1 protein-coding gene (only partly in view) is annotated in these 14,064 nt (G+C 64.9%); it reads left to right on the top strand.

What is annotated here, in order from left to right:
* Positions 1-13,918, top strand: the 3' portion of a protein-coding gene (locus ACILSQ_RS23620; RefSeq protein WP_395746135.1) for a putative Ig domain-containing protein. Its footprint begins 16,559 nt before the window's first position; the window shows 13,918 of its 30,477 coding nt (coding positions 16,560-30,477); its start codon lies beyond the left edge, outside the window; it ends in the stop codon at positions 13,916-13,918.
* Positions 13,919-14,064 lie beyond the last annotated feature (146 nt).

Here is a 14,064-nt window from a genome sequence, read left to right on the forward strand (position 1 = left end):
TGACATGGATCCGACGGCGAACGGCAACATCGGCAACCTTCTTTTTGATTTGTATCGTGTGGGTACCACTGCGCCGGTGCAGGGGAAGGTGTTCTTGTCGTGGGCGGAGGGCAGCGCCATCCGCACCGCGGTAACGAACACCTTCCAACTGCCGGCGACAGGGTCGTGGTACTCGATGAACCTGGCGTGGAGCAGCTTCCTGGGCGGCGCGACGGCGGTGCCCACGGGCTCGCAGCTCGCTGGGAAGTCGTTCATGATCGAAATCTACCTGTGGGGCGGCGACGGCTCCGGGTACATCGACATCGACAACATCCTGCTGCAGGGCAGCGCGACGACGAACCCGCAGACGCTGGCGCTGGGCGACTACGTGTGGGCGGACACGAACGGCAACGGCATCAAGAACCCGCGCGAGCCAGGCCTGCAGAACCTGACGGTGCAGCTCATGAATCCCGGCGCTGACAACACGGCGAACACTGGCGACGACACGCTGATTTCCACCACGACGACGGACGCGAACGGCTACTACCTCTTCAGCGGGCTCTCCTCCGGCAACTACTTTGTGCGCCTGCCAAACCCAGACCCAGCGTGGCCGACGGCCTCTCCGGCGGTGAACCTGGACAACGGCGTGGACAATGACAGCAACGGCATCCAGACCGGCGGCGCAGGCTCCGCCGTCTCCAGCCCGGTCATCAACCTCGCGCTGGGCAAAGAACCCGGCAACCTCGCCAGCGGCGGCGGGAATCAGGACATGACGGTGGACTTCGGCTTCAGCGCCGCTCTGACGATGGGGAACCTGGTGTTCTCCGACGCGAACAACAACGGCGTGTTTGACGCCGGTGAGACGGGCGTGCCGGGGGCGCAGCTTGAATTGTACAGCTCCACGGATTCGACGGTGAACAACAGCGACGACGTGAAAGTCGGATCCACCTTCACCACGGGCAGCGACGGGCTTTACAGCTTTACGGGACTGAGCGCCGGCAAGTTCTACATCAAGCTCACGCCACCGATCACCCATCCGCGCCGCAGCAGCACGAGCAGCAATGCGGACAACGGCATCGACAACGACAGCAACGGCGTGACGCAGTCCGCCACGGGCGCGCCGATTTACTCGCCGATGATCACGATGTCCGCGCTGACGGAGCCGGGCAGCCTGCTGGCGCCGTTTGGCAGCAACGCGGACAACACCATCGACTTTGGTCTGAGACCGACCTTCTGCCGCATCGGCAACCTGGTGTACAAGGATGCGAACAACAACGGCGTCTATGACACCGGCGAAGGAATCGGCGGGGTGCGCGTGGAACTGCTGAACAGCGCGGGCTCGTTCGTCACCAGCACCACCACAAGCACAAACTCCGCCAAGGTGGGCCAGTACCTGTTCAGCAACGTGGTGCCGGGCTCCTACTATGTGCGCGTGCCGGCCTCCGAATTTGCCACGGGCAAGCCTTTGGTGAACACGGTCTCCATCTTCCCCGCCAGCTCGTCTGACAACGACGTGGACGACAACATCGTGGGCAACGATGACGGCATCGACAACGCGCAGCCTTCGGTGAACGGCATCAGCAGCGCGCTGATTTCTCTGAGCGACAGCGGCGAGCCGATCAACACCAACGGCGAGAGCGGCGCCTTCAACACGATCGATGACTCGGACGACAACAACGGCAACATGACCATCGACTTCGGGTTCAAGTCCAGCGGGCCGAGCGCGACGGGCTGCTACCACTTCCTGGCGATGGACAGCAACGGCGACGGGGTGCTGACGGGCGCCACGGAGTGGACGCCGGCGCAGGCCTATGACTTCAACTACACGCCGAACAGCATCGCCACGATCAGCAACGCGGACGTGGTGTATGACGCGGCGCTGAGCCGCCTGAAGCTGGACCTGACCTTCACGCAGCTCGGAGCCGCGAAGGTGGACGCGCTGTGGTTCCTGGTGAGCACGGGCGGAAACCCGGGCACGGCGGACCACGCCATCGTGTATGTGAACGGCATCACGCGCTCGAGCCCGGTGGTGACCATTTACAAATATGACACCACGCTGGGCTACCAGAGCTGGCAGACGGCGGCAAACCTGATGGTGAGCACGGCGGCGGGCAGCAGCACCGCGGCGGACGTGCTGCTGAACACGGTGACGGAAAATAGCGGCATCGTGCGCTTCCAGAGCGTGATCGACGTGAGCCGCGTGAACAATGCCACGAACTGGAGCGCGATGGGCGTGAACTCCGCGACGTGGGAAGGCATCCAGATGGGCGGCAGCAGCGGCATGGTGCTGCACATGGTGGACCTGGCCAGCGCACCGACGTATGACAGCAACGGCGCGCTGACGGCCTTCAGCTACACCGATGGGGTGACGGACGGCAGCTTCGCGACGGATTCCTCCGGCGTGTTCACCATCGCCACGGAGCCGTGCTCGGTCTCGCCATGGGTGAGCGTGGGGAACCTGGTGTGGAACGATGCGAACAGCAACGGCATCAAGGACAGCACCGAGCTGGGCATCAGCAGCGCCACGGTGCAGCTCTTCAGCCCGGGGGCGGACAACGCCATCGGCGGCAGCGGCGCGAATGCGGACACGCAGGTGGGGGCCAGCGTGCTCACCAGCAGCACGGGCCTGTATTCCTTCACGAACCTGGTGCCGGGCAGATACTACGTGCGCGTGACACCGACGGCGAGCGTGCCGGGCGCCAGCAGCGTGGCGACGACGACGGACAACGACGTGGACAATGACAACAACGGCAGCCAGCCGGGCGGCGCGGGCACCTTTGTGTACAGCCCGGTGATCGACCTGGAGGTGGGCACGGAGCCTGCAACGGCGGTGGATGGAGACGGCACCAATGGCAACAACACCATCGACTTCGGCCTCTTCACCGGCGTGACGGTGGGCGACTTGGTGTGGAATGATGCGAACAACAACGGTCTCAAAGATTCGACGGAAACCGGCGTGACCGGCGTGCAGCTCGACCTCATGAGCCCGGGCGCGGACAATGCGGTGGGCGGCAGCGGTTCGAACGCTGACACGGTGCTGCAGTCCACCTCCACGCTGAGCGGCGGCGCCTACAGCTTCAAAGTTTACACGGGAGGCAACTACTACGTGCGCCTCACACCGCCGGCAGCCTACTCGCTGGCCAGCAGCACCGTGGTGACGACGGACAACGGCGTGAACAATGACAACAACGGCAGCCAGCCAGGCGGCGCGGGCTCGGTGGTGAGCAGCATGGTCTTCACGCTCACACCTGGCGGAGAGCCCGGCAGCACCGGCGCCACGAACACGGAAAACACCATCGACTTCGGCCTGCACTCCTGCCCGGTCATTACCATCACGCCTTCCACGCTGACGAACGCGCAGAAGGGCTCCGCTTATTCCGCCACCTTCGGCGCTGCAGGCGGAAACTCTCCCTACACCTGGAGTCTGGCCGCGGGCAGCACTCTGCCGAGCGGTCTCGCACTCTCCAGCGCGGGCGTGCTCAGCGGCACGCCGACGGCCGCTGCGGGCAGCTACAGCTTCACGGTTAAAGTGGTGGACGCCTCGAACTGCTCCGCCACGCAGGCGATGACACTGGCCGTCGTCTGCCCGACGCTCACGCTCTCGCCCACGACGTTGTCCTCGGTGGTTCAAAACACGGCCTTCAGCCAGCAGTTCAGCACCACCGGCGGCACCGCCCCCTACACCTACACCCAGCCCTCCGGCACGCTCCCGGCCGGCGCTACACTTTCCAGCAGCGGCCTGCTCTCCGGCACCATCACCGGTGCTCCGGGCACTTACACCTTTGTGATCCGCAGCACCGGCACCACCGGCTGCTTGGTGGATACATCTTTTACATGGGTGGTCACCTGCCCGACGATCTCTCTGAGCCCGGCCACGGTGCCCGCGGCCACCCAATATGCGGCCTACACAGCGCAGACGCTGACGGCCAGCGGCGGCACGAGCCCCTATGTGTGGAGCTTCACGGGATCTCTGCCCACGGGCATGACGCTGAGCAGCGGCGGAGTGCTGAGCGGCACACCCTCCAGCGCACCGGGTACCTACAATGTGACGATCACCGCCACGGATGCGAACGGCTGCGCCAAGTCCGGCACGTATGCGCTCACGGTGAACTGCCCGTCCTTCACCATCACCGCGCCGACCTTCCCGAACGCCTCGAAGAACGTGGCGTATCCGAACCAGCAGCTCAGCGCGTCCGGCGGCACCTCGCCCTATACCTGGAGCGTCATCTCCGGCGCGCTGCCTTCGGGCATGTCGATGAGCACCACGGGTCTGATTTCCGGAACGCCGACGTCCGCGCCTGCCACCTACAATTTCACGGTGCGCGCCACGGACAGCGTGAGCTGCTCCGCCACGAAGGCGCTGAGCCTTGTGATCGCCTGCCCGACGCTCTCCATTTCTCCGGCGACTCTGCCCGCAGGCACGCAGTATGCGGCCTACAGCCAGACGCTGACGGCGGGGAATGGCACCTCCCCCTACACCTGGAGCCTGGCCTCCGGTGTGCTGCCCACGGGCATGAGCCTGAGCAGCGGCGGCGTGCTCAGCGGCACTCCCACGGCGCTGGGCAGCAGCACCTTTGTGCTGCGCGCCACGGATGCGGACAACTGCTCCACCACGCAGTCCTACACCTTCACGGTGAATTATCCGCCGATCTACATCAATCCGACGACGCTGCCGAATGCGACGCGCCTGGTGTCCTACTTCCAGCAGCTCACTGCGACCGGCGGCACGGCGCCCTACACTTTCAGCAAGCTCACGGGCACGCTGCCAGCGGGCATTTCGATCTCCACGGCGGGCGCCGTCTCCGGAACGCCCACGGCCACACCGGGCACCTACAACTTCACCGTGCAGGCGCTGGATGTGAACGGCGCGCCGGGCACCCAGCCCTACAGCATCATCGTCGTATGCCCGACCTTGACGATCTCGCCGACGACGCTTTCCAACGGCGTCGTGGGCACGTCCTACACGGCGTCGCTGAATGTCACGGGAGGCAGCGCGCCCTACACATGGAGCGTTACCAACGGCACGCTGCCCGCGGGGCTGTCGATGAGCAGCAGCGGCCTCATCTCCGGCACCCCCACGCAGGCCACCACGGCCAGCTTCACGGTGCAGACGGTGGATTCCTTCAACTGCTCCGCCACCCAGGTCTATACGCTGACGGTGAGCTGCCCGGCGGTGAACATCACGCCGACGACGCTGCCCAGCGGATATTACGCCACGGCCTACAGCCAGCAGCTCACCTCCAGCGGCGGCACGGGGCCGTACACCTATGCGGTGATCGCGGGCTCGCCGCCGGCGGGAGTGACGGTTTCCTCCAGCGGTCTGATCTCCGGCTCGCCGCAGGAGTATGGTACGGCCAGCTTCACGGTGCGCAGCACGGATGCGAACAACTGCTCCGCCACGCAGTCCTACTCGCTGCTCGTCAAAGGACTGAGCCTCGGTGACACGGTCTATGAGGACAGCAACTTCAACGGCCTGCGCGATGTGGGCGAGCCGGGGCTCAGCGGCATCACGGTGGAGCTGTGGGACCCGGGCGCGGATCACGCCATCGGCGGCAGCGGCCCGAACAGCGACCTCATGCTCACCAGCACGACGACGAACGCATCCGGCCAGTACAGCTTTATCAACCTGCAGCCGGGCACTTTCTTCATGCGCGTGCTGATGCCCTCCGCATTGAACATCATCGGTGGCAATCCGGTGAACCTGGACAACGGCGTGGACAATGACAACAACGCGGCCTCGCAGCCGGGCGGACCCGGCACGCCGGTGTTCTCGCCGATCGTGACGCTGACGAAAGGCGGAGAGCCGACCGTGGACGATGGCGACGCGGACACGGACAACACCATCGACTTCGGCCTGTTCCGCGGCCTGAACGTGGGCAATCTGGTGTGGCAGGACACCAATGACAACGGCCTGCGCGACAACGGCGAGCCGGGCATCGACGGCGTGGCGGTGGAGCTTTGGAATACGGGCGCGGACGGCAGCATCGGCGGCACGGATGACGTGCTGCTGCGCAGCACCACCACGAGCGGCGGCGGTGCGTATCTGTTCACCTCGGTGCCGCCGCTGAAGGTCTATGTGCGCATCCCGAGAGCGCCCGGCACGCAGCCGCTCTCCAGCAGCAACACGACCTTCGTGGACAATGGCGTGGACAATGATGACAACGGCCTCCAGCTCAGCGGCGGCGCGGTGAACAGTCCTGTGATCACCCTGACCGCGGCGGATGAGCCGGGCACCGGCGGCGGCACGTATGACGAACTGACCATCGACTTCGGCTTCCTCAATGTGACGCCGAGCGTCTATGTGTCCGCAACACAGGCGGACAGCATCCAGGCCTTCAATGCGAGCACGGGACTCTATTCGGGATCGCTGGTATCGGCGTTTGGCAACAGCCTGAGCCAGGGCAATGCGGACTACGGAGACGTGCCTTACGGCATGGAGCTGGGCCAGGATGGAAACTGGTATGTGGCACACTACGGCGCGAGCAACCTGCGCAAGATCAGCTCGAGCGGCGTGGACCTGGGCTCGGTGCTGGACAACAGCACGGCGAGCATGAGCCTGGTGACACAGTTTGCCATCGGCCCGGACGGAAACTTCTATGTGTTTGATGTGAACGGCGGCCGCGTCGTGCGCTTCCAGGGCCCGACGGGAAGCAATCCCGGCAAGCCCATCGGCGCCACGGCGCCCTACACCTTCATCACACAGGCCGGTGTTGAGGACATGAACTTCGGACCGGACGGCAACCTGTACCTGGTGGTGCAGACCAATGACACCCGCGAAGTGCGCCGCTACAGCACGACGACGGGCGAGCTCCTGAACACCATCGTCACGGACGTCCAGCTTGTCGCCATGGTGCCTGGCGGCCAGTCCATCGCGCTGATCTCGGGCATCGACATCGAGGGCAGCACGCTCTACGGCGTGAACCGCAGCGATGGTGAAATCTTCAGCGTGGATCTCAGCGCGCCCGCCGCGCCGGGCCTGCCACAGCTCATCGGCACCATCTCCAGCGCCGGCAAAGGAGAGGTGGACACGCGCGACATCGAGTACAATCCGGCTGACAATCGTCTCTACATCGCCGGTTATGCCTGGGGCAAGCCTGTGAACGCGGGCACGTACAACAGCGGCTCGCTGCTGAGCGTGGACATGGCCACGGCGCCGAACGGCACGGTGAAGATCTATGAAGTGCCCATCCCGCGGCCGCCGGGCCCGAACTTTGAAATCTGGTCCGGCCCGCGTGACCTCGCCATCGGCCGTCCTTATGCACCGCTGCCGGATTCCGTGGCCATCGGTTCCATCGTGTGGAATGACGATGATGCCGACGGCATCCAGGATGCGACGGAGCTCGGCATCCCCGGCGTGCGCGTGGACCTGTGGAAAGATGTGAACGGAGACTCCTCTGACGGCGCCGAGGTCCTGATCGGCTGGACCTACACGGACAACAACGGCTTCTATTACTTCTCCGGCCAGGCACCCGGCGTGTACCAGGTGCAGATTCCAGAGTCGAACTTTGTGGACGGTCTGCCGCTGGCGGGCAGCGGCTACAGCAGCCCGATTTCCTCGAACCTGGACGACCAGATCGACGGGGATGACAGCGGCCGTCAGCCGGGCGGGCCGAAGACCGTGGTGAAGAGCCCGCTGATCACGCTGACGCCTGGAGCCGAGCCGGTGGGCAACGGATCCTCCGGCGCGGAGTTTGGCCGCGGCGGCGAGCTGGACGACTACACCGTGGATGCGAACGGCGACATGACGGTGGACTTCGGCTTTGTGGAGCCGGGCATCATGGGCATCGGCAACCTGGTGTTTGTGGACGACAACGGCAACAACCGCTTTGACGTGGGTGAAGGCCGTGACGATGTGGTCATCGAGCTTTACCGCAACGGCGACACACCGGGCGTGACGACGCCGGTGGCCAGCGCCGTCACCGCCAATGGCGGCCTCTATCTCTTCAGCAACCTGTGGCAGGGCCAGTACTTCATCTACCTGCCGGCCTATCAGTTTGAAGCCAGCGGAAATCTGCGCGGCCTCTACAGCCTGCCGGTGGTCACAGCAGGGGATGACAACGTCGGCCAGAAGGCGCTGCCGTCAGACACGCCATGGATCACCGGGGTGCGCACGGGCATCGTCAATCTGGTCCGTGACGCGGCGCCGACGGACAGCGGCTCTGAAACCGGCTATGATTCCTCGACGGACCTTAATGACATCAACATCGACCTGACCGAGGACATCGGCCTCTTCCGTCCGGTGGCGCTGGGGAACATGGTTTTCGCGGACAACAATTCGAACGGCCACTACGACACAGGCGAGGGCATCTCCGGCGTGACCGTGCAGCTCTACACGGACACGCAGTTCCCCGAGGTGGACAATCCGCTGGCCATCACCACCACGGATGCCGTGGGCCGCTACGGCTTCAGTTTCCTGCGCCCGGGCAACTACCTGGTGCACATCCCGTCCACGGAGTTCCAGCTCGGCGGGCCGCTGTATCAGCGCATCAGCATCCTGGAAGGCCTGGTGGGCGATGATGACGTGGGTGAAGACGGCATCAATGACGGCGTGCCCGCTGACAATGGTGTGTCCTCTCTGGTGATCAGCCTCTACCCCGGCAATGCGCCGACGGATGACAGCGGTGAGACGGGCTTTGAAGGCACGTCTGACGACCAGGACGACGCGGCGATCGACCTGACGATTGACTTTGGCTTCCAGACGCCGGTGGGCGTGGGCAATCTGGTGTACATCGACGCGAACCAGAACGGCCAGGCCGACGTGGGCGAAGGTGTGGACGGAGTGACGGTGGAGCTCTACCGCGCCGACCAGACACCGGGCTTTGGCGTGCCGCTCTTCAGCCGCATCACCAGTGGTGGCGGGCAGTACTTCTTCGACGCGCTGCCGGCGGGCAGCTATGTGGTGCACATTCCGTATTCGCAGTTTGAGCCGGGGCATCCCCTGAACGGGCTGAGCTCCTCCACGGGTGTCAGCAGCGTGACGAGCGTGGTGGATGATGACGTGCCGGGCAACGAAAACGGCATTGATGATCCGACGCCGTACCTCAACGGCATCAGCAGCGCGGCCTTCACGCTGGGCGTGGACGCTGAGCCGACGGATGCCACGGGCGAAAGCGGGCAGTTCCACGACATCGACTCGTTTGATGACAACAATTTTGACCTGACCATCGACTTCAGCTTTGCGCCGAACAACCCGAACGCGGTGGGTGTGGGCAACCTGGTGTTTGTGGATCTCAACGGCAACGGTGTCTATGACTCCGGCGAGGGCATCGACGGCGTGAAGGTGCAGCTCTTTGACGCCTCGGCCGATGTGCAGACGGCCAATCCGGTGGCCACCGTGATCACGAACAACGGAGGCTCATACATCTTCAGCAATCTGACGGAGGGAGACTACATGGTCTTCATCCCGGCTTCGGAATTTGCCGCCGGCAAGCCGCTCTCCGGCTGGCGCTCGCTGCCGGGAGACGGCGGTGACAACGGCATCGACGACAACGCGGATGAAAACGGCATCGACGTGGCTGATCCGACCGCGACGGGCGTGGTGTCCGCCGCCTTCCATCTGTCGCCGGGCGACGAGCCGACGGATTCCCTGGGCGAGTTTGGCAGCAATGCCTTCATGGATGATGCGAACGACGCGAACACGGACCTGACGATTGACTTCGGCTTCTTCCGCTCAGTGGCCGTGGGCAACCTGGTCTTCATCGATGCGAACTACAACGGCCGCGCGGATGCGGGCGAAGGCGTGGGCGGGGTGACGGTGGAACTGTATGCGGAGGGTGCCTTCATCCCGTTTGACGCACCGGTGGCCTCCACCACCACGGACACGGACGGCAGCTACCTCTTCTCCGATGTGACACCGGGCCGCTACTTTGTGCGCGTGCCGGGGTGGCAGTTTGACTTTGGCGGGCCGTTGTTTGGCTACGCCTCCGTGCTGGGCACGCAGAGCGGTGATGACAACGTCGGAGAAGACGGCATCGACAATGGCAATCCGTCCATCAACGGCATCCAGACCGCGGTGATCGACCTGAGCCCGACAAATGCGCCGGCCGGCGGCCAGGAAGGCGGCTACCAGGGCGCGAGCGACGACATCAATGATGCGGCCACCAATCTGACCGTTGACTTCGGCTTTGTGCCGCGCTCGGGCGTGGGCAATGTGGTCTTCAATGACCTGAACAACGACGGCCTCTTTGATCCGGCGCTGGAGTACGGCGTGGACGGCGTGACGGTGGAGCTGTGGAGCACGCAGGCCAACGCCACGGCTCCGGTGGGCAGCACCACGACGACGGGCGGCGGTGTGTACAGCTTCAGCGTGGCGCCGGGCAGCTACTATGTGCGCATTCCCGCGAGCAACTTCCAGGACGGCGCGGCGCTGGCAAACCTGGTGCCTTCAAAGCCCGCGGGTTATGCGACACCCACCACCACGGCCGGTGACGATGACACCGGACAGGACGGCTACACCACCAGCGGGGTGCTGGTGGACGGCGCGCGCACGCCGGCTTTCACCCTGGTGCCAAACCAGGCGCCGACCGCGTCCACCACGGAAACGGGCTACTACTCCGAAAGCGATGACTTTGACGATGCAAACGTGGACCTGACGATTGACCTGGGCTTTGCGCCGAAGCCGCTGAGCGTGGGCAACCTGGTGTTCCGTGATGTGAACAGCAACGGCCACTACGACAGCCAGGACTTTGGCGTGGCCGGCGTAACCGTGCGCCTCTTCCGTGTCGGGGACAATCCCGCCGGCAGCACGCCGGTGATGGAGACGACCACGAGCATCGACGGCACCTTCCTGCTGAACACGTATGAAGAGGGGCAGTACTTCCTCTTCATCCCTGCGTCGCAGTTTGCCTCCGGTGCGGCGCTGTATGGCACCACGTCGGTCAGCGGCTTTGGTGGTGACGATGGCAACGACGACGACACGGATGAAAACGGCCTGGATGCGGCGAACCCGGCGGGCACGGGCGTGAGCTCCACGGTCTTCTCCCTGGCCTATGGCACGGAGCCGCAGGGGGAGACCGGCTTCCTGAACTCGCAGGACGCCTACAACGATGCGGATGCGGACCTGACGATGGACCTGGGCTTCACCGGCGGCACGCTGCCGAACCTGATGAACATCGGCAACCTGGTCTTCTATGACGCGAACAACAACGGCGTGGCAGACGCGGGCGAAGGTGTGTCCGGCGTGTGGATGCTGCTGTATGCCGGCAGCGGCACGGCGGGCTCCACCAGCTACATCCGCAGCACGACGACGGATGCCAGCGGGCGCTACTTCTTCACGAACCTGAGCCCGGGGGTGTACACCGTTCATGTGGCGGCGGACAACTTCAAGCCGTCCATCAGCATCAACGGCGGTCCGGTGGGGCCGGGACCGTTGTACCAGAAGATCTCACTGCGCGGCAACCAGACCACCACGGGGGATGACAACCTGGGTGAAGACGGCATTGACTCGCAGAATCCGGAGCAGGTGGGCATCACCGCGCCTGCGGTGACGCTGACGGCGAACGCCGCGCCGACGGGTGCGCAGGAAGGCGGCTTCCAGGGCACTTCGGATGATGCCAATGACAGCAACGGCGATCTCACCATCGACTTCGGATTCGGCACACGCCTGGGCGTGGGCAACCTGGTCTTCCGTGATGCGAACGCGGACGGCAAATACCAGACCGGCGTGGACACCGGACTGGCGGGCGTGATGCTGGAGCTGGTGTACAATGACGGCGTGAACGGCACGGACACGGTGGTGGGCAGCACCACGACGGATGTGAACGGCGGGTACCTCCTGTATGCCCCGCCGGCGGTGTCGCCGCAGACTTACAAGGTGCGCATTCCTGCCGGGCAGTTTGCCACCACGGGCATGCTCAACTACCTGGTGCCAAGCACGCTGACGACCAACGGCTCTGACGACAATCTCAACCAGAACGCGCAGCCTGCCTCCGCGCCGGAAAGCACCGGCGTGGTGACGGCCGCCTTCTCCCTGATGCCAGGCAGCCTGCCCACGGACACGGACGGGCGAGAAGCCGGGTTTGACAAGACCAGCGACAATGACGACGACGCCAACAACGACCTCACCATCGACCTGGGTCTGAAGGCGAAGGCGCTGATGGTGGGCAACCTCGTCTTCCGTGATGTGAACGCGAACGGCACGTATGAATCCGGCATCGACCTGCCGATGGCCGGCGTGACGGTGCGCCTCTTCCAGCAGGCGCAGGCGGTGACGGACACGCCGGTCTCCGAAGCGGTGACGGGCGCGGACGGCACCTACATGCTCTACGCCACCTCTCCGGCGGCCTACTACGTGCACATTCCGGCCAGCATGTTTGCGGCAGGCGCGCCGCTCAATGGCATGAGCTCGGTGCTGGGCTCCGGCAATGTGCAGCCCACCACCAATGCGGACACGGGCAAGGACGACCGCTTTGATGAAAATGGCAGCGATGCCACGCAGCCTGATGCCACAGGGGTGTCCTCCGGCATCATCAACCTAGCCTACGGCACCATGCCGCTGAACAGCAGCGTGACCTCCACCACAGGTGAGAACGGCTTTGATTCCTTCATGGATGATGCGGCGGATGACTCGGGCATGATGACCATCGACTTCGGCTTGGTGGGCGGCTCGGGCTCGCCAAATGCCCTGGAAGTGAAACGCAATCTGGCCACCGACCCTGGAACCATCACGGCTCCGGCCACCTTCACGGCATGGCAGTCGCAGAACAGCCTGGGCGGTGCCAATGGAGCGAATGATGATCCGGATGCGGACGGCCAGACGAATCTGCTGGAGTACGCGCTGGGCACGGCGGGCGGCAGCGGGCTGGGCGCCTCGCGCTTCACGCTGGTGAACAACAGCGCGACGGGCTCCATCGACGCGCTGCTCACGCGGCCCGCGGGCAGCCATGCGGACCTGCGCTATTACCTGGAGGGCAGCCATGATCTGAGCACCTGGACGGCGCTGGCGGTGACGCCTGCCACCACTTCGAACGCGGACCAGACGCAGACGCTGCGCTACGCGGGCGTGGAGTCGCTCTTCAGCGGTGCGGCGCGCGGCTTCCTGCGCATCAAGGTGGTGCTGGATGCAAACCTGGACGGCACTCCGGAGGCCACGGCCACCACGGGGGTGCAGGGCTGGGCGCGCATGCCGTTTGCGGCGGGCCGTCAGTCGCTCTCCATGCCGCTGCTGCTGCCTGCGGTTTACGCAGGTCAGGTCAGTTCCGTGAGCGACCGCACGGTGGTGCTGAGCCTCGGCAGCGGCGGGGACATCCGCACGCAGCTTCAGAGCGGCGTGAGCTGCTATGTGGAAGTGATCGACGGCGCGCTGAAAGGCCGCACCTATGATGTGGACGGCGCGGTCACCGCCGGCAGTCTCGCGCTGAGCACCGCTGCTGACAGCGCGCTGGTTGGCTCGCATGTGCGCATCCGCCCGCACTGGACGCTGGGTGCGCTGCTGCCGGTGTCCGCGCTGCAGGCGGCCGGCACATCGGATGCAGCGGACCGTGTGATGTTCTTCGACAGCAGCAGCGGCCAGTTCCAGATCGAATGGCTGCACAGCGGAACGGGAGCCGCGCAGTGGGTGCGCGATGGCGATGCGACGCTGGCGGATGACGGCGCGCGCATCGTGCCGCCAGACACAGGCATGCTGGTGCAGATCCGCAGCACGCCGGCCACGCTGACGCTGGTGGGTGAAGTGCGCACCACCGCGCTGGCGCTGCCCCAGACGGCGGGCACCACGCTGCGCGGCACGGGCCTGGCCACGGCGCAGACACCGGGTGCACAGACTCTGGCCGCCGGAGCACGCCTGCGCCTGTGGAGCGGTGACGTGGATGCAAGCACGGCGGTGTATCAAAACTACCTGCTCAATGCCGACGGCACATGGGTGGATGAAACCACGGGCGCGGAAGTGACGAACCTGCCGCTGCTGGATGCATTCCGCGCGTTCTTCCTGGTGAAGCCGTAGGAGGACGCGCTCCAAGTTTAAGGTTTAAAGTTTCAGGTGCTGCATCGTGGCCGGGGGCGAGTGGATGCATCCAATTTCAATTTTGACCTGAAACTTTAAACTCTGCCGCGTTGCATTCTCGCGGGGTGGCGGCATTGCTTTCTGGC

This window comes from Prosthecobacter sp. (genome assembly GCF_044227185.1).
Taxonomy (GTDB): Bacteria; Verrucomicrobiota; Verrucomicrobiia; order Verrucomicrobiales; family Verrucomicrobiaceae; genus Prosthecobacter.